Below are 23,602 nucleotides of genomic sequence, written 5' to 3'. Positions count from 1 at the left end.
GCCGCGGGAACGCCACATCGGGCGCGCCGATCTGCAGCGGCATGATCCAGTTCGCGAAGCCCGCGAACAGCGGCGTCGCGAACATCAGCAGCATCACGGTGCCGTGCATCGTGAACGCCTGGTTGAACTGCTCGTTCGACATGAACTGCAGGCCCGGCCGGGCCAGCTCGGCGCGCATGAGCAGCGCCATCACGCCACCGATCAGGAAGAACGCGAACGACGTCGCCAGATACAGCGTGCCGATCGTCTTGTGGTCGGTGGTCGTCAGCCACTTCACCACGACATTGCCGGGCTGCTTGCGCCTGACCGGCAGCTCGTCAGCGTATGTGCCTTCAGCTGCCGCGGCACCCTGGGGTTCGTTGAGGATGCTCACAGGTTGTTCGTCTCCCGGTTCTTCTCGTGGCTCGTCTGCGCGATGCCGGCGGGAATGTAACCGGTCTGCCCCTTCTTGGCGAGGTCCTTGAGGTGCTGCTCGTAACGCTCGGGGGAGACGACCTTCACGTTGAACAGCATCCGGGAGTGGTCGACGCCGCACAGCTCGGCGCACTTGCCGAGGAAGGTGCCCTCCTTGTTGGGGGTCACCTGGAAGGCGTTGGTGTGGCCCGGGATGACGTCCTGCTTCATGAGGAACGGCACCACCCAGAAGGAGTGGATGACGTCACGCGAGGTCAGGACGAAGCGGACCGTCTTGCCCTTGGGGAGCCAGAGCGTCGGACCGGGGTTGTTCGTCTGCGGGTTCCGCGTGCCGGGCGTACCGACGTCGTAGACACCGCCGGCGTTCGCCGGGAATGCCTTCTTGAACCGGTCCGGAATGGCGTCCAGGTTCTTGTCGGTCTTGGCATCGCCGGTGGAACCCGGGACGTTCTCGATGTAGTTGAAGCCCCAGCTCCACTGGAAGCCCACCACGTTGACGGTGACGTCGGGCTTCTTGTCGGTGAGGCTGAGCAGCTTCGACTCGTCCCGGGCCGTGAAGTAGAAGAGCACCGAGATGATGATGATCGGGACCACCGTGTACAGGGCCTCGATCGGCATGTTGTACCGGGTCTGCGGAGGAACCTCGACCTTGGTGCGGCTGCGCCGGTGGAAGAAAGCACTCCACAGGATCAGGCCCCACACCAGCACGCCGACGGCGAGCGCGGCAGCCCAGGAGCCCTGCCACAGGGAGAGGATCCGCGGAGCCTCTTCCGTGGTCGGGGTGGGCATGCCAAGGCGGGGGAAGTCCTTGTATGTGCAACCGGTTGCGGTCGCCAGGACCAGGCCCGCGGTCAGTGCCTGCAGCAGCTTCCGCCGCATCGGGCGCCGCGGCGAGCGGTCGGAGCCGTTGGGACTCACGTAGCGCCTTCCCGAGAGTCTCGCCCGCGCGGTCGGCTGCGGCCTTCTCGCTGGTCGGTCGCCGCCCTGCGTCGGGCAGGGGTTTGGATGTTTATGCGGACCAAACCCTAGCCCACCCTCTCCGAGGGTTCGCGGGGAGGGGTGCCTACTGGCTCGGGTGGTTCGCTTGATTGGCGGCTGCGAGTCGATCATGGCTGGTCGCGCCGGTCGCCGCGCCCCCGGACCGGCCGCCTCCGCCGGGGACTTAACGTTGCCGTATGGCCTACTTTGACGCTGCCTCCGCCGTTCCTCTCCATCCTGTGGCCCGTCAGGCCCTGTTGGCCTCTTTGGATGACGGGTGGGCCGATCCCGCCCGGCTCCACCGGGAGGGGCGCAAGGCGCGGATGCTGCTGGACGCCTCGCGGGAGGCGGCCGCGGAGGCCGTCGGCTGCCGGGCCGACGAGGTGGTGTTCACGTCGTCCGGCACCCGGGCCGTACACAGCGGCGTCGCGGGGGCGTTGGCCGGGCGGCGGAGGGTGGGACGCCACCTGATCGTGTCGTCCGTCGAACACTCCTGCGTACTCCATTCGGCGGAGGTGTGCGAGGCGGAGGGCGCAGACGTCACCCGGGTGGCCGTCAGCCGGACGGGAGCCGTCGACCCGGCGGGGTACGCGGCCGCGCTCCGGGCGGACACCGCGCTGGCGTGCCTGCAGTCGGCCAACCACGAGGTGGGGACCGTACAGCCGGTGGCCGAGGTGGCCGAGATGTGCCGGGCGGCGGGGGTGCCGCTGCTGGTGGACGCGGCGCAGTCGCTGGGCTGGGGGCCGGTCGAGGGCGACTGGTCGCTGCTCGCGGCCAGCGCGCACAAGTGGGGCGGGCCGTCGGGGGTCGGGCTGCTCGTCGTGCGCAAGGGGGTGCGGTTCGCCGCCCAGGGGCCGGTGGACGAGCGGGAGTCCGGCCGGGCGCCCGGGTTCGAGAACCTCCCGGCCATCGTGGCGGCCGTGGCCTCGCTGCGCGCGGTGCGGGCCGAGGCGGCCCAGGAGGCGGTGCGGCTGCGGGAGCTGACGGCGCGGATCCGGGCGCGGGTGCCGGAGCTGGTGCCGGACGTGGAGGTGGTCGGCGACGCCGAGCGCCGGCTGCCCGGGATCGTCACCTTCTCCTGCCTCTACGTCGACGGCGAGGCCCTGCTGCACGAGCTGGACCGGGCCGGCTTCTCGGTCTCCTCCGGCTCCTCCTGCACGAGCAGCACGCTGACGCCCAGCCATGTGCTCAAGGCCATGGGCGTGCTCAGCGAGGGCAACGTGCGGGTGTCCCTGCCGCCCGGCACGGCCGAGGCGGACGTGGAGCGGTTCCTCCGGGTGCTGCCGCAGGCGGTGGCGGGCGTCCGGGAGAAGCTGGGGGCGCCGGCCCCGGCCCCGGCGACGGCCGTCCGGGCGGAGGAACTGGTCGTCGACTCGCTGGGCAAGCGCTGCCCGATCCCGGTCATCGAGCTGGCGAAGGTGTTCGGGGACGTCCCGGTGGGCGGGACCGTCCGGGTCCTCTCCGACGACGAGGCGGCCCGGCTGGACATCCCGGCGTGGTGCGAGATGCGGGGGCAGGAGTACGTCGGGGAGGAGCCGGCGGAGAAGGGGACGGCGTACCTGGTGCGCAGGGTGGGCTGAGAGGCCGGCCCCTGGGGCCTCTCAGCCGGATCATGCCGGGGTCGCGTCTTCCGGATCATGCCGGGGTCGCGGTGCCGGGCCGGCCGACAGGCACCGCCGCCCGCGGCCGGGCTGATCCAAACGAAACCCCCTAGCCCAGGTGGGCCCGCACTTCCCGGCCCGCGTCCTCGCCGTACGCCTTCACGAACCGCTCCATGAAGTGCCCCCGCCGCAGCTGGTACTCCTGCGTGCCGACCGTCTCGATGACCAGCGTGGCGAGCATGCACCCGACCTGGGCGGCGCGCTCCAGGGAGACGCCCCAGGCCAGTCCGGACAGGAAGCCCGCGCGGAAGGCGTCGCCGACGCCCGTGGGGTCGGCCTTGCGCTCCTCCTCCGGGCAGCCGACCTCGATCGGGTCCTCGCCGTCCCGCTCGATGCGCACGCCGCGCGAGCCGAGCGTGGTCACCCGGTGGCCGACCTTGGAGAGGATCTCGGCGTCGGTCCAGCCGGTCTTGGACTCGATGAGCCCCTTCTCGTACTCGTTGGAGAACAGGTAGGTCGAGCCGTCCAGCAGTATCCGGATCTCCTCGCCCTCCATCCGGGCGATCTGCTGGGAGAAGTCGGCGGCGAACGGGATGTTCCGGGAGCGGCACTCCTCGGTGTGGCGGAGCATCGCCTCGGGGTCGTCGGCGCCGATGAGGACGAGGTCGAGGCCGCCCACGCGGTCCGCCACGGTCTTCAGCTCGATCAGCCGGGCCTCGCTCATCGCGCCCGTGTAGAAGGAGCCGATCTGGTTGTGGTCGGCGTCGGTCGTGCACACGAAGCGGGCGGTGTGCAGGGTCTCGGAGATGCGGACCGAGGCGGTGTCCACGCCGTGCCGGTCGAGCCAGGCCCGGTACTCGTCGAAGTCGAAGCCGGCGGCGCCGACCAGGACCGGCGCGGTGCCGAGCTGGCCCATGCCGAAGGCGATGTTGGCTCCGACGCCGCCGCGGCGCACGTCGAGGTTGTCGACCAGGAAGGAGAGCGAAACCGTGTGCAGCTGGTCCGCGACGAACTGGTCGGCGAAGCGGCCGGGGAAGGTCATGAGGTGGTCGGTGGCGATGGAGCCGGTGACTGCGATGCGCACGACGGGGTTCTCCTGCGGAAATAAGAAGGTGCGCGCGTGAGCGCTCGTTGGAAGGGCGGTGGTGGGAGACGGGAGGGCGGGTTGACAGTTCACGCTACCCGGTCGGAAGCCGTCGCTGAAGCAGGCAAAACTACCCGATAGTAGCTCTTTCTTCGCCCCCTGCGCCGTGCCTACGGTGCGGGCATGACGAACCTCAAGGTCACCTCCCACGCCCCGGCCGACCTCGACGGCGATCTCGCCGCGCTGCGCGGGGACTGCGCCCGGATGGCCCCGCACTGGACGGTCCCGGAGCACGCCGAGCCCCGGCCGGTGCCGCCGTCCCTCATCCACGGGGTGAGCGTGCCCGCGCGGTCCGCCCGGCTGCTGGACGCGATGTCCGACTACGGCGACTGACCTGGGAGCGCGTGCCCGGGAACCGCCGGCTCCCCTCCCGCGTCCCATCGCCGTCCCCCGCGCAGGGGGCGCGGGACACGAGCAGCGAGGAGCGATGCGGTGGACACCGAGCGGCCTGAGCGCCCCGAAGGGGCGGACCCGCAGTCGACGACGGCGCACCCGGGCCGGACGAGTGGCCGGCGCCCCACCGCCGTCGTCGTCGCCGTCGCCACCGCGGCCGTCCTCCTGGTCGGTGGCGGTGGCGCCTACCTCGCGGCGAGCGGCGGCCCGGACGGCCGTTCCGGCACCCCGGCCGCGCCCGGCGGAGCCGGCCGCACTCCCCCGCCGCTCACCCTGGACGGCTGGACGAGCAGCGGAACCGGCGGTGTCGCGCCCGGCGAGCCGGACCCGCACGGCACCCGGTACGTCGCGAGGGGCGAGCTGCCGGAGGGACCCGGTTCGGCACCGGTGTACGAGCCGCGGGCCGAGGTCGGCCGGGAGCAGGTGGTGCGGCTGGCGAAGGCGCTCGGGATCGACGGGGCGCCGGTGGCCGAGGGCCGGATCTGGCGGGTCGGCGGCCAGGACGGGTCCGGGCCGGTGCTGCGGGTGAACCGGGACGCGCCGGGCAGCTGGAGCTTCGACCGGTACGCGCCCGGCACGGACGACTGCCGGAAGGTGACCGTCTGCGCGCACGACCCGGGTGCTCCGGCCGGTGACCCGGTGAGCGTGGCGGACGCCGAGAAGGCGGCGGCGCCGGTGCTGAAGGCGGCGGGGCTGGACGACGCCAAGACCGACGCGAGCCAGGTGATGGGCGCCCGGCGGGTGGTGAACGCGGATCCGGTGGTGGGCGGGCTGCCCACGTACGGCTGGACGACCGGCCTGACCGTAGACCGGACCGGCGAGCTGGTCGGCGGCCACGGGCTGCTCGCCACGCCGGTGAAGGGCGACACGTACCCGGTGCTGGACGCCGGGAAGACGCTGGAGCTGCTGAACGGGCCGGCGAAGGACGGCCACCGGATGGGGATCGGCGGGTGCGCCACCCCGGTGCCGCTGAAGGACCGGCTGGAGCAGCCGTGCGGCGCGTCCACGGGCGCGCCGGGGAAGCCGTCGGCGAAGCGGGACACGACCCCGGACACGAACACGGACACGAACACCGTCACGGTCGAGAAGGCGGTGTTCGGGCTGGCCGCGCACTCCGTCGGCGGACGGCAGACGCTGGTGCCGTCCTGGCTGTTCCGGGTGCGGGGGTCCGCGGCGGACGGCGCGTTCACGGTGACGTATCCGGCGGTCGATCCGGAGTACCTGACGTCGCGGACGGCCTCAGCGCCCTCGGCACCGTCCTCGGCGCCGCCGTCCGCCGGCGCGCCCGCCGGGAGCCGGAGCGTGAGGGTGAACGCCTACACGGCCGACGGGCGGACGCTGAACCTGAGCTTCTACGGCGGGGTGTGCGCCGACTACCGGACCTCGGCGCGGGAGAGCGGCGGGCGGGTGACGGTGACGGTCACCGAGAAGCCCTGGCCGGGCCGGGTGTGCGTGCTGATCGCGAAGGAGTACGTGAAGACGGTGACGCTGCACTCGCCGCTGGACGGGCGGACGGTGGTCGACGCGGACGGCCAGGCGGTCCCGAAGGCGAAGCCGGGCTCCCTGCGGCCGGACGCGTCGGCCCGGCCGCGCTAGGGGGTTTCGTTTGGATCAGCCCGGGTCCGCGACGCCCGGCACGGCACCTCGCCGCGTTGTCGGACCACCCGAGTACGCCCAGTACGCGGGTGATCCTCCGCCTCGCGATGCACCGCACCGGACGCCGCGGCCTGATCCGACCCGATCCAAACGAAACCCCTAGGCCTCTCGTCCGGAACCCCGCGACCCCGGCATGATCCGGAAGAGACGCCCCAGGGCGCGCGGACGCCGACGCGGCGGCCCAGTCGCGCCAGGGCGGCGAGAACGCCGAGGCGGCGGCCCCCGGAAGGGGACCGCCGCCTCGTTCGCGTCCGGTGTCGGCTCGGCTCAGCTGAAGGAGTCGCCGCAGGCGCAGGAGCCGGTCGCGTTGGGGTTGTCGATCGTGAAGCCCTGCTTCTCGATCGTGTCCACGAAGTCGACGGTGGCGCCGCCCAGGTACGGGGCGCTCATCCGGTCCGTGACGACCTTGACCCCGCCGAAGTCCTTCACGACGTCGCCGTCGAGCGAGCGCTCGTCGAAGAAGAGCTGGTAACGCAGACCGGAGCAGCCGCCGGGCTGGACGGCGACGCGCAGCGCGAGGTCGTCGCGGCCTTCCTGGTCGAGCAGGGCCTTGACCTTGGCCGCGGCGGCGTCGGTCAGGATGATGCCGTCGGTGACGGTGGTGGTCTCGTCCGATACGGACATCTACATCTCTCCCGGGTTGTACGGAGACTGCTTGCCGACGAGTGCAACCGGCGAATCAGCGGATTCATTCCGGGCCGGGCATTCGCGTTGTCGCGTTTTTTCTCGCTTCCTCATGCTCGCACATGCCCGGGAAGGCGGACAGGCGCCCGGAGAGGGACGCCGACGGGATTCACGTCACATGGACGCTATGGCCATCGTCAAAGTGACGTGAAGCAGTTATGATAGATAGCGTCAGTTAGACGAAAAGTAGAAAGGGTGCGTGTCGTGACCACCGCCCAGACCCCGGAGCTCGACGTGCAGCCGACTCCGCTCGCCCTGCTGCTGCTCGGCCGCGAGGCCGACCCGAAGAGCGAGCGGGGCGTCGAGTGCCCCGGTGACCTGCCGTCGCCGTCCGACCCCGACCTGGTCGAGCGTGCCCGCGCGGCCAAGGAGAAGCTCGGCGACAAGGTCTTCGTGCTCGGCCACCACTACCAGCGCGACGAGGTCATCCAGTTCGCCGATGTCACGGGCGACTCCTTCAAGCTGGCCCGGGACGCGGCGGCGCGCCCGGAGGCCGAGTACATCGTCTTCTGCGGTGTGCACTTCATGGCGGAGTCGGCGGACATCCTGACCTCCGACGACCAGAAGGTGGTCCTGCCCGACCTCGCCGCCGGCTGCTCCATGGCCGACATGGCGACGGCCGAGCAGGTCGCCGAGTGCTGGGACGTGCTGACCGAGGCCGGGATCGCCGAGCAGGTGGTCCCCGTCTCGTACATGAACTCCTCGGCCGACATCAAGGCGTTCACCGGCAAGCACGGCGGCACCATCTGCACCTCGTCCAACGCCAAGCGCGCCCTGGACTGGGCCTTCGAGCAGGGCGAGAAGGTCCTCTTCCTGCCGGACCAGCACCTGGGCCGCAACACCGCCGTCCGGGACATGGGCATGTCCCTGGACGACTGCGTGGTCTACAACCCGCACAAGCCGAACGGCGGGCTGACCGCGGACGAGCTGCGCGCCGCGAAGATGATCCTCTGGCGCGGCCACTGCTCGGTCCACGGCCGGTTCAGCCTGGACTCGGTCAACGACGTGCGCGCGCGCATCCCCGGTGTGAACGTCCTGGTCCACCCCGAGTGCAAGCACGAGGTCGTGGCCGCGGCGGACTACGTCGGCTCGACCGAGTACATCATCAAGGCCCTCGAAGCCGCCCCGGCCGGCTCGAAGTGGGCCATCGGCACGGAGCTGAACCTGGTCCGCCGGCTGGCGAACCGTTTCGCCCCCGAGGGCAAGGAGATCGTCTTCCTCGACAAGACGGTCTGCTTCTGCTCGACCATGAACCGCATCGACCTGCCCCACCTGGTCTGGGCCCTGGAGTCCCTGGCCGAGGGCAACCTGGTCAACCGCATCGAGGTCGACAAGGAGACCGAGGCGTTCGCCAAGCTCGCGCTGGAGCGGATGCTGGCGCTGCCGTAGCCTCCGGCGGTCGTGACGCGCGCAAAGGGGGGCCGCACCACCAGGTGCGGCCCCCCTTTTTTCGCGCTGCGGCTTTTCGCGCTGCGGCTAGACCTGCGCCGGCTGCGGTTCCTCGGAGGCCTCGGCCGTCGGCTGCCTCTTCGCCGCCCGCTTCTTCGCCCTGCGCTCCTTGCGCAGCTCCAGCATCGCGTAGAGCGTCGGGACGAGGAGCAGGGTCAGCAGGGTCGAGGTGATCAGGCCGCCGATGACGACCACCGCCAGCGGCTGGGCGATGAAGCCGCCCTCGCCGGTGACCCCCAGGGCCATCGGGAGCAGGGCGAAGATCGTCGCCAGCGCCGTCATCAGGATCGGGCGGAGCCGGTGCCGGCCGCCCTCGATCACGGCTTCCACCACGCCGTGGCCCTGGGCGCGGTACTGGTTGATCAGGTCGATCAGCACGATCGCGTTGGTCACCACGATGCCGATCAGCATCAGCATGCCGATCATCGCGGGCACGCCCAGCGGGGTGCCGGTGGCGACCAGCAGGCCGATCGCGCCCGTCGCCGCGAAGGGAACGGACACCAGCAGGATCAGCGGCTGGGCGAGCGAGCGGAAGGTCGCCACCAGCAGCATGAAGACGATCGCGATGGCCGCCAGCATGGCCAGGCCCAGGTTCTTGAAGGCGTCGTCCTGGTCGGAGGAGACACCGCCGATCTCGGCCGTGGCGCCCGCCGGCAGCTTCAGGGCCTTGATCTTCGACTGGAGCCTGGTGCTGATCGCGCCCGTGTTGTCACCGGTCGGCCGGGCCGTGACGGTGGCCGCGCGCTGCCCGTCGATGCGGGTCATGGACACCGGGCCGTCCACCAGCTTCACCGTGGCGATGTCGCCCAGCCGCACCGGGCCGAGGCGCAGCTTCCGCAGCTGGTCCAGCGTGGTCGCGGGCTTCGCCGAGCGGACGACGACGTCCCGCTCGGTGTCGTCCAGGACCGCCTTGGCCGCCGTCGTGCCGCGCACGGCCTGGGCCACCGCGGCGCCCAGCTTCTGGTCGTCGAACCCGGCGGCCGCCGCCTCGGCGTTCGCCCTGACGGAGATCCGCGGCACGCTTCGCGCGAGGTCGCTGCTGACGTCCGTGACGTGGTCGAGGCCGGCGACCGTGGAGCGGACCTGCTCCGCCGCCGTGCGCAGCGCCTTCGGGTCGGACGCCTTCACCACGACGCTCAGGTCCTGGTTGCCGAAGCCGTCACCGGCCGACACGGTGGTCGTACCGATGCCCTTGAGCTTCCTCAGGCCGTCCTCCAGGTCCTTCTGCACGTCGTCGTAGGACGCGGAGTCCTTGAGCATGACCTGGTAGGACGCCTGGTTGGTGTCGGTGCCGCCGCCGAAGGCCGCCATGAAGCCGGAGGAGCCGACGGTGACCTGGTAGTCCTTCACGCCCTCGGTGGAGGCGAGCAGCTTCTCGACCCGCCTGGCCTGGGCGTCGGTGGCGGCCAGGCTGGTGCCGGGCTTCAGCTTCTGCTTGACGGTGAGGACCTCCTGCTCGCCCTGGTCGAAGAAGTTCGTCTTCAGCAGGCCGGACATGCCGAAGGTGACGACCAGGACGACGATCGCCAGGGCCACGCTGGTGAGGCGGCGGCGGGTGGCGAACCGCAGGACGGGGACGTAGGCGCGCTGGAGGCGGCTGTTCGCCTCCTTCTCCTCGGCCCTGCGGCGGGCCTCCGCCGCGTCCGCCGGGGTGTTCTTCGGGGCGCGCAGGAACCAGTACGACAGGACCGGCACGACCGTCAGCGACACCAGCAGGGAGGCCAGCAGGGCCGCCGTCACCGTGATGCTGAACGAGCCGAACAGGGCGCCCACCATGCCGCCGACCAGGCCGATCGGCAGGAACACGGCGACCGTGGTGAGAGTGGAGGAGGTGACCGCGCCGGCCACCTCGCGCACCGCGGTGAGGATGGCCTCCCTGCGCTCCTCGCCGTAGCCGAGGTGGCGCTTGATGTTCTCCAGGACCACGATCGAGTCGTCCACGACCCGGCCGATGGCGATGGTCAGCGCGCCCAGGGTGAGCATGTTCAGCGACAGGTCGCGCGTCCACAGCACCAGCAGGGCCAGCACCACCGACAGCGGGATGGACACCGCCGTGACCAGGGTGGAGCGGATCGAGGTCAGGAAGACCAGGATCACCAGGACCGCGAAGAGCAGGCCGAGCGCGCCCTCCGTGGTCAGGCCCTTGATGGACTTGGAGACGGCCGGGCCCTGGTCGCTGACCACCGTGAGCTTCGCGCCCGCGCCGAGGTCCTCGCGCAGGCCGGGCAGCTTGTCCTCGACCGCGTCGGAGATGGAGACCGCGCTGCCGTCGTGGTCCATCGTCACGTTGACGGCGAGGCTGGGCCTGCCGTCGGTGCGGGTGATCGAGTCGGCCGGGGCCGGCTGCTCCTTGACGGTCGCCACGTCGGCGAGCCGCACGGGGTGCTTCGCGCCCTCGCCGGTGACCCGGAGGTCCCTGATCTGCCGCAGGGAGGTGAAGCCGCCGCCGACCTGGACGGTGCGGCTCGCGCCGTCCTCGTCGAAGGAGCCGGCCGGGACGGTGGCGCCGCCCGCCTGGAGGGCCTGGCCGAGCGCGGCGGGGGTGAGGCCGGCCCGGGCGAGCTTCGCGTCGTCCGGGGTGACGGTGACCTGGAGGTCACGGACGCCCATGACCTGCACGCGGCCCACGCCGTCGATGTCCTTCAGCGCCGGTACGACGGTCGTGTCGAGCTGGTCGGCGAGGGCCTGCTGGTCCTTGTCGGAGGTGACGGCGAGGACGACGGTCGGCATGTCGTCCGTGGAGCCGGAGACCACCTGCGGGTCGACGTCGTCCGGGAGCCGGTTGCGGGCCCGGTTCACGGCCTGCTGGACGTCGGAGACGATCCGCTTGGTGTCGTTGCCGTAGTCGAAGGACGCCATGATCACGGCGTTGCCCTCGCTCGCGGTGGAGGTGACACCGGTGACGCCGTCGACGCCCTGGAGGTTGTCCTCGATGGGCTCGACGACCTGCTTCTCGACCACGTCGGGCGAGGCGCCCTGGTACGGCGCGATCACCGACACCATGGGCAGTTCTATGGTGGGCAGCAGCTGCTGTTTGATCTGGGGTATCGCGATCAGCCCGAAGGCGAGCGCGACGAGGGACACGAGCCCGACGAGGGCCCGCTGGGCGAGGCTGAATCTGGACAGCCAGGACATGGATCAGGGTCTCTCTTCTGTGAGCGGCAGAAGCGGCGAGGGGACGCGGTGGGCGCCCACACCACCACCCTGATCCATCTCGGGGTGCCGTTCCGTAGGCCCCAGGTCCCGTTCCCTTACCCGGCCCCTACTCCCCGCGCAGTACGCGTGGGTGGAGATCAGTCCATCCTCGGGCGTACCAGTCCCGACTCGTACGCGATGACGACGAGCTGCGCCCGGTCCCGCGCGCCCAGCTTGGCCATGGCCCGGTTGACGTGCGTCTTCACCGTCAGCGGGCTGACCTCCAGGCGCTCGGCGATCTCGTCGTTGGAGTGGCCGCCGGCGACCTGGACGAGGACCTCCCGCTCGCGGCCGGTGAGCGTGCCGAGCCGCTCGGAGCGGGCCGGGTCGGGTCCGTCGCCGTCGTCGCCCCGGGCGAGGAAGCGGGCGATCAGCCCCTTGGTGGCGGCCGGGGACAGCAGCGCCTCACCGTCCGCCGCGACCCGGATGGCATTCAGCAGCTCCACCGGCTCGCTGCCCTTGCCGAGGAAGCCGGAGGCGCCGGCGCGCAGCGCCTGGACGACGTAGTCGTCGACCTCGAACGTGGTCAGGATGACCACCCGGACCCGGGCGAGCGACGGGTCGGCGCTGATCAGCCGGGTCGCGGCGAGGCCGTCCGTGCCGGGCATCCGGATGTCCATGAGGACGATGTCCGGGGCGTGCTCCCGGGCCAGCCGGACCGCCTCCGCACCGTCGGAGGCCTCCCCCACCACCTCCATGTCGGGCTCGGAGTCGACCAGCACCCGGAACGCGCTGCGCAGCAGTGCCTGGTCGTCCGCGAGCAGGACACGGATGGTCATACGGGCTCCCCCTGGGCCGGCGTCGTCTTGACCGGCAGGATCGCATGCACGCGGAAGCCGCCGCCGTAGCGGGGCCCGGTGGTCAGGGTGCCGCCGAGGGCGGTGACCCGCTCGCGCATGCCGAGCAGCCCGTGCCCGCCGCCGGCCGCGGGCGCGCCGGGCGACCCCGAGCCGTCGTCCAGGACGGTCACCTCCACGTGCGGTCCGACCCGTACGACGCTCACCTCGGCCTCGGCCTCGGGGCCGGCGTGCTTCTGCACGTTGGTCAGGGCCTCCTGGACGATCCGGTAGGCGGCCAGGTCGACGGCGGCGGGGAGTTCGGTGCCCTGGTCGGCGCGGGCCACGGCCACCGGCAGGCCCGCGCTGCGGAAGGTGTCGGCCAGCTCCTCCAGTCGGCTCAGGCCCGGGGCGGGTTCGGTGGGGGCCGCCGGGTCGCCGGACTGGCGGAGCAGGCCGACGGTGGCGCGGAGTTCGTTCAGCGCGCTGCGGCTGGCCTCGCGGACGTGCGCGAGGGCCTCCTTGGCCTGGTCGGGCCGCTTGTCCATGACATGGGCGGCGACACCCGCCTGCACGTTGACCAGGGCGATGTGGTGGGCGACGACGTCGTGCAGGTCGCGGGCGATCCGCAGGCGCTCCTCGGCGACCCGGCGGCGGGCCTCCTCCTCGCGGGTGCGTTCGGCGCGTTCCGCGCGGTCCCGGATGGCCTGGACGACGGCGCGCCGGCTGCGGACCGCGTCGCCCGCGGTGGCGCCGATACCGGTCCAGGCGAGGACGCCCAGGTTCTCCTGGGCGTACCAGGGCAGCGGGCCGGCGAGCATCGCGGCGGCCGTCAGCACGGTCATGGTGAGCAGGCCGAGGCGCCAGGTGGTGGGGCGGTCGGTGGTCGCGGCGACGGTGTAGAGGGCGACGACGGCGGACATCGCGACCGGGGCGCGCGGGTCGCCGGTGACGCACTCGACGAGGGAGACGGTGCCGGTGACGGCCAGGACCGTCCGGGGTGCGCGGCGGCGGAACACCAGCGCCGCGGCGCCGGCCAGCATGAGGAGGAGGCTGAGGGCGGCCGGGGTGCGCAGGTCCCAGGTGACGCCGTGCTCCCGCCGGGGCACGGCGAAGGAACCGGCGACCATGCAGGCCAGGACGCCCGCGGCGAGAACCGCGTCCGCCGCCAGCGGGTGGGCCTTGAGCCTGCACCGGGCGCTGTCGAGAGTGCTCACGGGGGGAACAGTACGGCGCCCTTCCCCCGCGGTCAGGTCTACGTCCGGTGCGGGTGCCGGGCCGGGGCGGGGCGCTGCTCGCCGGCAGGCGCCTCCTCCGAGCTCTTCGAGCGGGGGTACCCCGGGCGCCCACCCGTGCCGCCGCGGCGGCACGACCGCCCGCGGCCACGAGCGCCCCGGCCTGTCAGGCGCTCACCCGGGGATCAGTCCCTCGTCACCGAGGAGGGCCCGGACCTCCTCCAGCGTCGCGTCCCGGGCCGGCAGGATCAGTTCCGAGGGTTCCAGGGAGTCGTCCGGCAGCGGCTTGCCGAGGCGGTGGACGGCATCCAGCAGGGCGGTGAGCGTCCGGCGGAAGCCCTCGCCGTCGCCGCTCTCCAGCTCGGCCAGCAGTTCGTCGTCCAGCTGGTTCAGCTCGGCGAGGTGGCTGTCGTCCAGCCTCACCTGGCCCTCCCCCATGATCCGTACGATCACGTCGGCCTCCTCGGCTCGGGCCCCGGCGCCGGGCTACTGCTTGTCGAAGCGCGGGGTGTCCTGCGGCTGCTGCTGGGACTGCCCCTGACCGGTGCCGCCCTCGAGGGCCTGCTGCGGGGAGCCCCCGGCCAGCTCGGCCTTCATGCGCTGCAGTTCCAGCTCTACATCCGTACCACCGGAGAGCCGGTCCAGCTCGGCCTGGATGTCGTCCTTGTGCATGCCGGACTGGTCGTCGAGGGCGCCGGAGGCGAGCAGCTCGTCGATGGCGCCGGCCCGGGCCTGCATCTGGGCGGTCTTGTCCTCGGCGCGCTGGATGGCGAGGCCGACGTCGCCCATCTCCTCGGAGATGCCGGAGAAGGCCTCGCCGATGCGGGTCTGGGCCTGGGCGGCGGTGTAGGTGGCCTTGATGGTCTCCTTCTTCGTACGGAAGGCGTCCACCTTGGCCTGGAGGCGCTGGGCCGCCAGGGTGAGCTTCTCCTCCTCGCCCTGGAGGGTCGCGTGCTGGGTCTCCAGGTCCGTCACCTGCTGCTGGAGGGCGGCCTTGCGGGACAGCGCCTCCCGGGCCAGGTCCTCGCGGCCGAGCGCGAGCGCCTTGCGGCCCTGGTCCTCCAGCTTGGCGGACTGCTGCTGGAGCTGGTTCAGCTGGAGTTCCAGGCGCTTGCGGCTGGTGGCCACGTCGGCCACGCCGCGCCGCACCTTCTGCAGCAGCTCCAGCTGCTTCTGGTAGGAGTAATCGAGGGTCTCGCGCGGGTCCTCGGCCCGGTCAAGGGCCTTGTTCGCCTTCGCGCGGAAGATCATCCCCATACGCTTCATGACACCGCTCATGGGCTTCGCGCGCCCCCTTCTGACGGACTCCAGCTCACAGATCCTGCGACAGGACCCACAGTACGGGCCCTGCTTCCATTACCGCACTGTTCCCGGGGTGATGCGCTCATCCCCGAGAACGACTGCGGGCCGCTCCGCTCCGGCGTGAGGAGTAGGTGATCCACCCTGTACGGACGTCCGGCGTTGCCGGATCGTTCCCCACCGGGCTGGGGTCCATGCCGGTGCAGCCCTTACCCTTGGGTTTTGTGTTCCGTAGCCGTGCCAAGGACGAGAAGGCCCCCGCCGACAAGGCTCAGGTGACCCTCTCCAAGCAGCCCCGTGACCCGCAGGCCCCGAAGGGCAGGCCCACGCCCAAGCGCAGTGAGGCCCAGACCCAGCGGCGCAGCGTGGCCCACACGCCCACCAACCGCAAGGAGGCCGCGAAGCGCCAGCGCGAGGAGCGGCGCCAGGCCCTGGAGCGGCAGCGCCAGGCGCTGGCGTCCGGTGACGAGCGCTATCTGCCCGCCCGGGACAAGGGCCCGGTCCGCAAGTTCGCCCGCGACTGGGTGGACTCGCGGTTCAACGTGGCGGAGTTCTTCCTGCCGCTCGCCGTGGTCATCCTGGTGCTGAGCGTGGTGAAGGTGCCCTCGATCCAGAGCATCGCGCTGCTGCTGTGGCTGATCGTGATCGTGCTGATCGTGCTGGACGGGGCGGTGAGCGGTTTCCGGCTGAAGAAGCGGCTCAAGGAGCGCTTCCCGGACCAGAACACGCGCGGCGCGGTCGCCTACGCGCTGCTGCGGTCCCTGCAGATGCGCCGGCTCCGGCTGCCGAAGCCGCAGGTGAAGCGCGGAGAGCGGCCCTGAGCGCTGACGCTTTCACCGGGGACGCGGCCGACGCCCGGCCGAACCGGCTGGGCGGGCTGCGGGATGTCGTCAGCCAGGAACTGGTGGCGCGGCAGCTCGACGAGCAGATATCCGGGCGGTTCCCGGTCGGGCGGCGGCTGCGGGTGCTCGACGTGGGGATGGGCCGGGGCGCGCAGGCGCTGCGGCTGGCCCGGCTCGGCCACCAGGTGACCGGCGTGGAGCGCGACCCGACGATGGTCGCCGCCGCCCGGGAGGCCGTGGCCCGGGAGCCGGAGGGCATCCGGGAGCGGGTCCGGCTGGTGGAGGGCGACGGGCGGGACACGGGTGTGCACTTCCTGCCGGGCAGCTTCGACGTGGTGCTGTGCCACGCCGTCCTGATGTACGTCGAGGAGCCCGACCCGCTGGTGGCGGGCCTGGCCCGGATGCTGGCCCCCGGCGGTCTGCTCTCCCTGCTGGTGCGCAACGGCGACGCACTCGCCATGCGTCCCGGCCTCGGCGGTGACTGGGCGGGCGCCCTGGCCGCCTTCGACACCACCGCCTACCGCAACCGCCTGGGCGTGTCCGTCCGCGCCGACCGCCTGGCCTCCCTCACCGCCACGCTCGACGGCATCGCCGCCCCGCTGCACGCCTGGTACGGCGTCCGCGTCTTCACGGACACGGCGGCGGACGACGCGGCGGTCCCCCCGGACCTCGACACGCTGCTCGCGGTGGAGGAGCGGGCCGGGCGCACGGACCCGTACCGCGGGGTGGCGGCGCTGCTGCATCTGTGCGGGGTACGCGGCTGAGCCCGTTCGGGGCAACAGCGGGAGCCGGGTGATCACCCTGCGGTGAGACTCGGGGCATGGACGCTTTCCGTACCCGTGCGCAGGCCCTCCGGGCGGCCGTCCGCAGGGCCGTGCCGGTGGCCTGCGCGTTGCTCGCCGCCGGCTGCACCACTCCGCTCGCTCCCGCCGCGCAGGACGCTCCGGCGAGCGTCCGGGCGGCCGTGCCGAAGGCCGGGACCGACCTGCAGGACCAGTACCAGCGGGTCATCAAGGAGGTCCTGCCGTCGGTCGTGCAGATCCAGGCGAGCCGGGAACTGGGCTCCGGGGTGGTGTACGACGACAAGGGGCACATCGTCACCAACGCGCACGTGGTCGGCTCGGAGAAGACCTTCCAGGTCACCACGGCCAACAACGAGGAGCCGCTGACCGCGAGCCTGGTCTTCTCCTACCCCGAGCAGGACCTCGCCGTGATCCGGCTGGACCGGGTGCGGGACGGGCTGAAGCCGGCGGTGATCGGGAACTCGGAGAAGGTGCAGGTCGGGCAGATCGTGCTGGCCATGGGTTCGCCGCTGGGGCTGTCGTCCAGCGTGACCCAGGGCATCGTCTCGGCGACCGGACGGACCGTCAGCGAGGGGGACACGGGCGGCGGTACGGGCGCGACCATCGCGAACATGGTGCAGACGTCGGCCGCGATCAACCCCGGCAACAGCGGCGGCGCCCTGGTGAACCTGGACGGGCAGGTGATCGGCATCCCGACGCTCGCGGCGGCCGACCCCAGCCTCGGGGGCAGTACGGCGCCCGGCATCGGGTTCGCGATCCCGGCGTCGATGGTGAAGACGGTCGCCGACCAGATCATCAGGCGGGGCAAGGTCGTCGACTCCGGGCGGGCGGCCCTCGACATCACCGGGCGGACCTTCCTGAACGACCAGTACCAGCCGATCGGGGTGGCGGTGGTCAGCGTGCGCGCCGGCGGCGCGGCCGACAGGGCGGGCCTGCGGCCCGGGGACATCATCCTCGAACTGGGTGGCCGGCCCGTCACCACCATGACCTCGCTCGCCGAGGCGCTGGCGGTGGACAGGCCGGGCCGGCGGACGTCGGTGACGTACCAGCGCGACGGCGCCGAGAAGACGGTCGAGGTGACGCTGGGCGAGCAGTGAGGAGGGCGGCCCCTCCTCACCCCCGCTCGACGCCGGGTCAGGCGTCGGCCTGCAGGCTCATCGGCCCGTAGATCTCGCTGGTCTCCTCGAACAGCCGCACCTGGTCGGCGCCGCCCTCCAGCAGCGCCTTCCAGTGCTCGCCGATCCAGGACTCGGCGTCGCCCTGCGTGGTGAACTCCTCGGGCTGCACCGCCGGCTGGACCTCCGTCCCGTCGGCCTTCTCGAACCGCCACGTCCATGCCGTCATGTGGGCCTCCTTTGATCCAACACCTGCCCGGCAGCCTAGCCGGAAGCGCAAGACCTGCGGGGACAGGCGAAAATCGGTCCGTGGACATCACTTTGCTCGGTACCGGTGCCCCGGCGGGGCTGCCTCGACCCGACTGTTCCTGTGCCGCCTGTGCGACCGCGCTCGGGCCGGACGCGCGGGCCGCGACCGCGGTGCTGGTCGACGGCGCGCTGCTGCTCGACCTGACACCGGGCGCGGCCTTCGCGGCGGCGCGCGCCGGGCATTCGCTGGGCGGGGTACGGCAGGTGCTGCTGTCGCACCCGCACGACGGCCCGGCGGTGGAGGTGCCGGCCGGGCTGCCGCAGCCCGGGCGGGTGCCGGACGGGCGGGAGCTGGCGCTGCTGACGGGGCATCGGGTGCGGGCGGTGGCGATGGACGCGGGCGGCACCGGCTACGCGGTGACCGGGCCGGACGGGCAGCGGCTGCTGTACCTGCCGCCGGGCGGGGCGCCGGCCGGCCTGGCGGAGGCGTCGGCGGAGTCGTACGACATGCTCCTCGCGGACGTCGTGGGCCGTCCGGACGCGCTCGCCCGGCTGCGCGCGGCCGGCTCGGTCGGCCCCACGACGGACGTCATCGCCGTCCACCTCGACCACGACGTGCCGCCCGGCGCGGAGTTGCGGCGCCGGCTGGCGGCGAACGGGGCGCGGGCGGTGCCGGACGGTACGACGCTGGTGGTCGGGGCGTACGAGGACGTGCCGGACGTGCCACGCCGGACGCTGGTGCTGGGCGGGGCGCGCTCGGGGAAGTCGGTGGAGGCGGAGCGGCGGCTGGAGACCTTCCCGGAGGTGCTGTACGCGGCGACGGGCGGCACGCGGGGCGGGGACGGCGAGTGGGCGGCACGGGTGGCCGCGCACCGGGAGCGGCGGCCGGGGTCGTGGCGTACGACGGAGACGACGGACCTGGTGCCGCTGCTGGCCGAGGACGGGCCGCCGCTGCTGATCGACTGCCTGTCGCTGTGGCTGACGGACGTGATGGACTCCGTGGGGGCGTGGGACGACGCGGAGTGGGCGGGCGGCGGCGAGAAGGCCCTGCGGGAGCGGGTACGGGAGCTGACGTCCGCGGTCCGGGCCACGCGCCGGACCGTGGTCGCGGTGTCCAACGAGGTCGGCTCCGGGATCGTCCCCGCGACCGCCTCCGGCCGGCGGTACCGGGACGAACTGGGGCGGCTGAACGCGGCGTTCGGGGCGGAGTGCGAGCAGGTGCTGCTGGTGGTGGCGGGGCAGGCGTGGGTGCTCCGGGGCTGACGGGGGCTAGGGCCTGCCTTTCCGCGCCACCACCCGGTAGGCGTTCGAGAAGCGTGTGCGGCGCAGCAGCGGAGCGCACCCGTGGTCCAGGGCCGCGGCCACGTCCATGAGGGGTGAGGCCGCCAGTTGGAGCACGGGGTGGAGGTGGGCCAGGCAGAGGGCGACGGCGGCCGCGAGGTCGTAGGGGACGTGGGGGGCCTTGCGGTCGGTGACGAGGATCGTGCAGCCCAGGGACTCCAGTTCGGTGCGGAGGTTGGCCAGGGGCACCAGGTGCAGGTGGCGCGGCTGGCCGTAGGGCAGCCACCGTCTGCCGAGCAGCGTGGCGAACAGGCAGCGCGGGTCCGGGACTTCGACGACCAGGTGGCCGCCGGGCCGCAGCACGGTCAGCGCGGCGCGGAGTTCGGCGCGCGGGTCGGGTGCCTGCTCCAGGTGGTGGAACATGGTGACGACGTCGTAGCGGGCGCGCAGCCGGTCCGCCATCCCCGGGGTCGAGAGATAGCCGCGGTGCGCCTCCTCCACCCGCCCCTCCAGCAGCGCCTGCTCCACCCGGGCCGTCGGATCCAGCCCGTCGAAGCTGGTGTACGGGAAGAACTCCTTCGCCGCCTCCGGGAAGCGGGCGTGGCCGGTGCCGACGTCCAGCCAGCTCTCCGGTTCGCGCAGGTCCGACAGCCGCCAGGCGGTGGCGCGGTGCCGGCGCCGGACCGCCTTCTCGGAGCGGACGCGGGCGGCGAACTCCTCCAGCTGTCTCTCGTAGACGTCCCGGTGGAAGAAGGCGAGTCCCTCCGCGGTGAGCCGCGGGTTCTGGAAGCCGTGGCCGCAGTCCCGGCAGGCGTCGAGGGCGAAGGTGCCCGCGCGGTGCCGCAGCGGGTCGGGCGCGCGCACCCGGGTGCGCAGGTTCCGTGAGCCGCACCAGGGGCAGTCCTCGCGGCGCGGCTCCTGGAAGGGGTCGTGGGCGGGGGTGAACTGCGGGGTGAGGGGCGAGGTCGGCATGGGCGGCTCCCTGTGCGACATTCCGCGGCAAACCGGAACGTATGGGATCAGGTACCGAGGTGCAATGACGTGGTGGGGGTGTGGTGGCGACGTGGCGCGGAAGCCGTCGTTCGCTGGCGGTACTGTTCGGCGAATGAGCAGCCTTAATCTGGACGACTTCACCGATCTGATCGAGCGCCCGGACGGGGGCGTACGCCGTGACGCCGAGACCCGGCGGGAGCGCCAGATCGTGCCGCCGGGAGCGCTGGGCCGCCTGGACGAGCTGGGCGAGTGGCTGGCCGCCGCGCGGGGCACGGTACCGGTGCGGCCGGTCGAACGGCCGCGGGTGGTGCTCTTCGCCGGCGACCACGGCATCGCCGGGCTGGGCGTCTCGGCGCGACCCGCGGGCGGGGCGGAGCAGCTGGTGCGGGCGGTGCTGGAGGGCGCGAGCCCGGTGTCCGTGCTCGCGCGCCGGCTGGAGGTGCCGGTACGGGTCGTGGACATGGGCCTGGACTGCGAGCCGGACACCCTGCCGAAGGACGTGACCCGGCACCGGGTACGGCGGGGCAGCGGCCGTATCGACGTGGAGGACGCGCTCACCCCGGAGGAGGCGGAGGCGGCGCTGCTCGCGGGTGTCGCGGTCGCCGACGAGGAGGCCGACTCGGGCACCGACCTCGTGGTGCTGGGCGATGTCAGCGTGGGCGGGACCACGCCGGCGGCGGTGCTGATCGCCGCGCTGTGCGGGACCGACGCCTCCGTGGTGACCGGGCGGGGCGGGGTCGCGATCGACGACCTGGCGTGGATGCGCAAGTGCGCGGCGATCCGGGACGCGCTGCGGCGGGCCCGGCCGGTGCTCGGGGACCAGCTGCAGCTGCTGGCGGCGGTGGGCGGGGCGGACCTCGCGGCGATGACCGGGTTCCTCCTGCAGTGCGCGGTGCGGAAGCTGCCGGTGATCCTCGACGGGGTGGTGGCCGCCGCGTGCGCGCTGGTCGCCCAGCGGGTCGCGTTCCGGGCGCCGGACTGGTGGCTGGCCGGACACGACAGCGGGGAGCCGGGGCAGGCCAAGGCCCTGGACAGGATGGCCCTGGAGCCGCTGCTGGAGCAGGGCGTGAAGGTCGGCGAGGGCGTGGGCGCGCTGCTGGCGCTGCCGCTGGTCAGGGCCGCGGCGGCGCTGGCCGCGGAGCTTCCCGAGAAGCCGGGGGACGACACGGAGCCGGAGGAGGAGGGCAAGGCGGCGCAGTAGCCGGCCACGAACGGGCCGGCACCGCCGGATCCCACCGCCGGATCCCGCCGCCGGATCCCGCCGCCGGATCCCGCCGCCGGGGCGGAGCGCCGTCCCGTGGAACGCCGTCCCGGTGATGCGCCGCCCAGATGAAGCGCCGCCGCGGTGGAGCAGAAGGGCGGGTGTCGTCACGCGGGCAAGGGATCCGGAGTCGGAATAGCGCGGTTCGACCCGCCCTCCCCCATATGATCCTTCTCCATGGGAGATGCCCGAATTGCCGGGGAGCAGCGAGTCGAGGCGGCGCGGACGGGTGAGCGGGTGCGGCGGTCCACCGGGGTGTCCCGGAGGGCCGCCGCGTGCGCCGTCTGGTATCTGCGGACCGTCGCCTTCATCAACTTCCTCAGCGCGGTGTGGGTCTCGCTCGGCCAGGACGTGCGCCGGCACAACCAGGACGACTTCTTCACCCCGTACCTGCTGACGGCCGGCTTCGCCTCCGGGGTCCTCACCGCCTTCCTGGCCATCACCATGCGGCGCCGGAAGCGGGCCGCGTGGATCCTCAACCTGGTGGTGAGCGGGCTCTTCCTGGCACTGCTCGCCTTCGCCATGGCGTTCCCGGAGATCCGGCGGTACCCGCAGAACTGGGTCTCCCTCGCCCTGACCGCCGCCTTCGTGGGCGCGCTGCTCGCCGGACGGCGCGAGTTCTACGCCAAGGGCGACCGGTCCAACCCCCGGCTCGCGGCCGTGGTGGCCGTCGGCGGCGGGCTGGCGGCGAGCCTGCTGGCCGGGCTGCTGGTGACGGTCACCAACCAGGCGCCGGACGCGGCCCGTTCCACGTTCCCGGAGCGCTGGCACTACGGCACCCTGCGGCTGGTGTCGGTGGCGGCCGAGGAGTCCCGCTTCCCGGGGATCGACCCGCCGAACTGGGCCAACGTGGCGGTCAACGTGCTCAGCACGGCCCTCCTCCTCGCCGTCCTCTACGCCGCCTTCCGTTCCCGGCGGGCCGTGGACCCGCTCACCGAGGACGACGAGAAGCGGCTGCGCGAGCTGCTGGAGCGGCACGGCGAGCGGGACTCCCTCGGCTACTTCGCGCTGCGCCGGGAGAAGAGCGTCGTGTGGTCGCCGACCGGGAAGGCGGCCGTCGCCTACCGGGTGGTGGGCGGGGTGAGCCTGGCGTCCGGCGACCCGATCGGGGATCCGGAGGCGTGGCCGGGGGCGATCGCGCCGTGGCTCGCCGAGGCGCGGGCGCACGGCTGGATCCCGGCGGTGATGGGCGCGGGCGAGGAGGCCGGGACGGTGTACGCCCGGCACGGTCTGGACGCGCTGGAACTCGGGGACGAGGCGATCGTGGAGGTCTCCGAGTTCACGCTGGAGGGCCGGGCCATGCGCACCGTCCGGCAGGCCTACAACCGGGTGCGGCGGGCCGGGTACCGGGTGCGCATCCGGCGGCACGAGGACATCCCGGAGGAGGAGATGGCCTTCCTCGTCGAGCGTGCCGACGACTGGCGGGACGGCGCCACCGAGCGCGGCTTCAGCATGGCGCTGGGGCGGCTCGGGGACCCCGGGGACGGCCGGTGCGTGATGCTGGAGTGCACGGACGCCGAGGGGCGGCTGCGCGCGCTGCTCTCCTTCGTGCCGTGGGGGCCGCACGGGCTGTCCCTGGACCTGATGCGGCGCGACCGGAACGCCGACGGTTCCGACGGTTCCGCCAACGGGCTGATGGAGTTCATGGTCATCGAGCTGCTGCGGCGGGCCGACGAGACCGGGATCACGCAGGTCTCACTGAACTTCGCGATGTTCCGGTCGGTCTTCGAACGTGGCGCACGCCTCGGCGCCGGGCCGGTGCTGAGGCTGTGGCGCTCGCTGCTCAGCTTCTTCTCACGCTGGTGGCAGATCGAGTCGCTGTACCGCGCCAACGCCAAGTACCGGCCCATCTGGGAACCGCGGTTCCTGCTCTTCGAGAAGAGCGCGGACCTGCCACGCATCGGCCTCGCCTCGGCGCGGGCGGAGGGGTTCCTGGGGGGCCTGTCGCCGGAGTGCCGCCGTCCGCCCGCAGGGCGGGTCCCGCGGCGTCCGGGGCGTGCGCTCGCAAGGCGCCGGGGCGCCCGCGACGGGGGTGACCCCGCGCGGGCGAGGCCGAGCGTGGCCGAGGAGCCGCGCGGGCCGTCCGGCGACACGGCGAGCGCGCGTGCCGGGCGTCGCGGGGCGGGCGGGAATCCGGCGGCGGGCCCCGCGGCGCCGGGACTGCCGGAGCGGGTGCACCGCAGGCACCTGGACACGCACCGATGAGACACGTTCGACGGGGGACGCTCGATGGC

21 protein-coding genes are annotated in these 23,602 nt (G+C 72.8%); 10 read left to right on the top strand and 11 right to left on the bottom strand.

Annotation, left to right across the window (positions count from 1 at the left end; translation table 11 throughout):
* Positions 1–373: cbb3-type cytochrome c oxidase subunit I (locus IEZ20_RS37435; protein ID WP_189307237.1), on the bottom strand; the 373-nt coding region annotated here is incomplete at its 3' end.
* Complete coding sequence (ctaC, locus tag IEZ20_RS37430; protein ID WP_189307236.1) at positions 370–1,332, bottom strand: aa3-type cytochrome oxidase subunit II; 963 nt, start codon at positions 1,330–1,332, stop codon at positions 370–372. The genes ctaC and IEZ20_RS37435, both read right to left, overlap by 4 nt.
* Before the next feature lie 257 nt (positions 1,333–1,589).
* Here ctaC and IEZ20_RS37425 point away from each other — a divergent pair, with 257 nt between their 5' ends.
* Positions 1,590–2,972 carry a cysteine desulfurase/sulfurtransferase TusA family protein gene (locus IEZ20_RS37425; RefSeq protein WP_189307234.1) on the top strand — a complete coding sequence of 461 codons (1,383 nt, stop codon included), beginning with the start codon at positions 1,590–1,592 and terminating at the stop codon, positions 2,970–2,972.
* A gap of 130 nt (positions 2,973–3,102) precedes the next feature.
* Here the strand turns inward: IEZ20_RS37425 and IEZ20_RS37420 are convergent, their stop codons facing one another.
* A complete protein-coding gene (locus tag IEZ20_RS37420; protein ID WP_189307232.1) occupies positions 3,103–4,077 on the bottom strand; it encodes a carbohydrate kinase family protein in 975 nt (324 codons plus the stop codon).
* A 183-nt stretch (positions 4,078–4,260) separates the two neighbouring features.
* Between IEZ20_RS37420 and IEZ20_RS37415 the strand changes: the two genes are divergently transcribed.
* Both IEZ20_RS37415 and IEZ20_RS37410 read left to right on the top strand, forming a co-directional pair.
* Complete coding sequence (locus IEZ20_RS37415) at positions 4,261–4,470, top strand: hypothetical protein (RefSeq protein ID WP_189307230.1); 210 nt, start codon at positions 4,261–4,263, stop codon at positions 4,468–4,470.
* Positions 4,471–4,569: 99 nt separating this feature from the next.
* Entirely contained in the window at positions 4,570–6,126 is a 1,557-nt protein-coding gene (locus tag IEZ20_RS37410; protein ID WP_189307228.1) for a hypothetical protein, read from the top strand.
* A 327-nt stretch (positions 6,127–6,453) separates the two neighbouring features.
* Here the strand turns inward: IEZ20_RS37410 and IEZ20_RS37405 are convergent, their stop codons facing one another.
* Complete coding sequence (locus IEZ20_RS37405; protein ID WP_030340884.1) at positions 6,454–6,810, bottom strand: iron-sulfur cluster assembly accessory protein; 357 nt, start codon at positions 6,808–6,810, stop codon at positions 6,454–6,456.
* Between the two features lie 264 nt (positions 6,811–7,074).
* Between IEZ20_RS37405 and nadA the strand changes: the two genes are divergently transcribed.
* On the top strand, positions 7,075–8,259 hold the full coding sequence (gene nadA, locus IEZ20_RS37400) for a quinolinate synthase NadA (protein ID WP_189307227.1): 1,185 nt from the start codon (positions 7,075–7,077) through the stop codon (positions 8,257–8,259).
* 87 nt (positions 8,260–8,346) lie between these two features.
* Here the strand turns inward: nadA and IEZ20_RS37395 are convergent, their stop codons facing one another.
* From IEZ20_RS37395 to IEZ20_RS37375, 5 genes are all read right to left on the bottom strand, one after another.
* The gene (locus IEZ20_RS37395) at positions 8,347–11,454 is read right to left on the bottom strand and encodes an efflux RND transporter permease subunit (protein ID WP_189307225.1); all 3,108 of its coding nucleotides are present in this window, start codon (positions 11,452–11,454) and stop codon (positions 8,347–8,349) included.
* Positions 11,455–11,612: 158 nt separating this feature from the next.
* Positions 11,613–12,293: a response regulator gene (locus IEZ20_RS37390; RefSeq protein ID WP_189307223.1), complete on the bottom strand. Its 681-nt coding sequence runs from the start codon at positions 12,291–12,293 to the stop codon at positions 11,613–11,615.
* Positions 12,290–13,507 (bottom strand): sensor histidine kinase, encoded by a 1,218-nt coding sequence (locus tag IEZ20_RS37385; protein ID WP_189307221.1) that lies wholly within the window; start codon positions 13,505–13,507, stop codon positions 12,290–12,292. Before IEZ20_RS37385 ends, IEZ20_RS37390 begins: the two co-directional genes overlap by 4 nt.
* A gap of 192 nt (positions 13,508–13,699) precedes the next feature.
* Positions 13,700–13,978 carry a PspA-associated protein PspAA gene (gene pspAA / locus IEZ20_RS37380; RefSeq protein WP_189307219.1) on the bottom strand — a complete coding sequence of 93 codons (279 nt, stop codon included), beginning with the start codon at positions 13,976–13,978 and terminating at the stop codon, positions 13,700–13,702.
* A 33-nt stretch (positions 13,979–14,011) separates the two neighbouring features.
* A complete protein-coding gene (locus IEZ20_RS37375; protein WP_189307217.1) occupies positions 14,012–14,791 on the bottom strand; it encodes a PspA/IM30 family protein in 780 nt (259 codons plus the stop codon).
* Between the two features lie 227 nt (positions 14,792–15,018).
* On the opposite strand from IEZ20_RS37375, the gene IEZ20_RS37370 reads away from it, so the two are divergent.
* The 3 genes from IEZ20_RS37370 (at position 15,019) to IEZ20_RS37360 (ending at position 17,566) form a co-directional block, all read left to right on the top strand.
* Positions 15,019–15,645, top strand: coding sequence for a DUF3043 domain-containing protein (locus IEZ20_RS37370; protein ID WP_189307215.1), 627 nt, complete (start codon positions 15,019–15,021; stop codon positions 15,643–15,645).
* Positions 15,646–15,728: 83 nt separating this feature from the next.
* Positions 15,729–16,430, top strand: coding sequence for a class I SAM-dependent methyltransferase (locus IEZ20_RS37365; protein ID WP_189307213.1), 702 nt, complete (start codon positions 15,729–15,731; stop codon positions 16,428–16,430).
* 56 nt (positions 16,431–16,486) lie between these two features.
* Positions 16,487–17,566, top strand: a complete 1,080-nt coding sequence (locus tag IEZ20_RS37360) for a S1C family serine protease (RefSeq protein ID WP_189307212.1) — start codon at positions 16,487–16,489, stop codon at positions 17,564–17,566.
* Positions 17,567–17,603: 37 nt separating this feature from the next.
* On the opposite strand, the gene IEZ20_RS37355 is transcribed toward IEZ20_RS37360, so the two are convergent.
* On the bottom strand, positions 17,604–17,813 hold the full coding sequence (locus tag IEZ20_RS37355; RefSeq protein WP_189307210.1) for a hypothetical protein: 210 nt from the start codon (positions 17,811–17,813) through the stop codon (positions 17,604–17,606).
* 80 nt (positions 17,814–17,893) lie between these two features.
* Here IEZ20_RS37355 and IEZ20_RS37350 point away from each other — a divergent pair, with 80 nt between their 5' ends.
* Complete coding sequence (locus IEZ20_RS37350) at positions 17,894–19,096, top strand: bifunctional adenosylcobinamide kinase/adenosylcobinamide-phosphate guanylyltransferase (RefSeq protein ID WP_189307208.1); 1,203 nt, start codon at positions 17,894–17,896, stop codon at positions 19,094–19,096.
* A 6-nt stretch (positions 19,097–19,102) separates the two neighbouring features.
* Here the strand turns inward: IEZ20_RS37350 and IEZ20_RS37345 are convergent, their stop codons facing one another.
* On the bottom strand, positions 19,103–20,086 hold the full coding sequence (locus IEZ20_RS37345; protein WP_189307206.1) for a class I SAM-dependent methyltransferase: 984 nt from the start codon (positions 20,084–20,086) through the stop codon (positions 19,103–19,105).
* Between the two features lie 133 nt (positions 20,087–20,219).
* Here IEZ20_RS37345 and cobT point away from each other — a divergent pair, with 133 nt between their 5' ends.
* Positions 20,220–21,308 (top strand): nicotinate-nucleotide--dimethylbenzimidazole phosphoribosyltransferase, encoded by a 1,089-nt coding sequence (gene cobT / locus IEZ20_RS37340; protein ID WP_189307204.1) that lies wholly within the window; start codon positions 20,220–20,222, stop codon positions 21,306–21,308.
* A gap of 237 nt (positions 21,309–21,545) precedes the next feature.
* Entirely contained in the window at positions 21,546–23,573 is a 2,028-nt protein-coding gene (locus tag IEZ20_RS37335; RefSeq protein WP_229896458.1) for a phosphatidylglycerol lysyltransferase domain-containing protein, read from the top strand.
* The last annotated feature ends 29 nt before the right edge of the window (positions 23,574–23,602 follow it).

The organism is Streptomyces cinerochromogenes, from assembly GCF_014648635.1.
GTDB classification, from domain to species: Bacteria; Actinomycetota; Actinomycetes; order Streptomycetales; family Streptomycetaceae; genus Streptomyces; species Streptomyces cinerochromogenes.
This window is presented reverse-complemented; position numbering and strand designations above follow the sequence as displayed.

Bases quoted from the DNA above. Each gene is read 5' to 3' on its own strand.
- IEZ20_RS37425 (WP_189307234.1), top strand. From the start codon at position 1,590: ATGGCCTACTTTGACGCTGCCTCCGCCGTTCCTCTCCATCCTGTGGCC.
- IEZ20_RS37415 (WP_189307230.1), top strand. From the start codon at position 4,261: ATGACGAACCTCAAGGTCACCTCCCACGCCCCGGCCGACCTCGACGGC.
- IEZ20_RS37405 (WP_030340884.1), bottom strand. From the start codon at position 6,810: ATGTCCGTATCGGACGAGACCACCACCGTCACCGACGGCATCATCCTG.
- IEZ20_RS37395 (WP_189307225.1), bottom strand. From the start codon at position 11,454: ATGTCCTGGCTGTCCAGATTCAGCCTCGCCCAGCGGGCCCTCGTCGGG.
- IEZ20_RS37390 (WP_189307223.1), bottom strand. From the start codon at position 12,293: ATGACCATCCGTGTCCTGCTCGCGGACGACCAGGCACTGCTGCGCAGC.
- IEZ20_RS37375 (WP_189307217.1), bottom strand. From the start codon at position 14,791: ATGAAGCGTATGGGGATGATCTTCCGCGCGAAGGCGAACAAGGCCCTT.
- IEZ20_RS37370 (WP_189307215.1), top strand. From the start codon at position 15,019: ATGCCGGTGCAGCCCTTACCCTTGGGTTTTGTGTTCCGTAGCCGTGCC.
- IEZ20_RS37360 (WP_189307212.1), top strand. From the start codon at position 16,487: ATGGACGCTTTCCGTACCCGTGCGCAGGCCCTCCGGGCGGCCGTCCGC.
- IEZ20_RS37355 (WP_189307210.1), bottom strand. From the start codon at position 17,813: ATGACGGCATGGACGTGGCGGTTCGAGAAGGCCGACGGGACGGAGGTC.
- IEZ20_RS37345 (WP_189307206.1), bottom strand. From the start codon at position 20,086: ATGCCGACCTCGCCCCTCACCCCGCAGTTCACCCCCGCCCACGACCCC.
- cobT (WP_189307204.1), top strand. From the start codon at position 20,220: ATGAGCAGCCTTAATCTGGACGACTTCACCGATCTGATCGAGCGCCCG.
- IEZ20_RS37335 (WP_229896458.1), top strand. From the start codon at position 21,546: ATGGGAGATGCCCGAATTGCCGGGGAGCAGCGAGTCGAGGCGGCGCGG.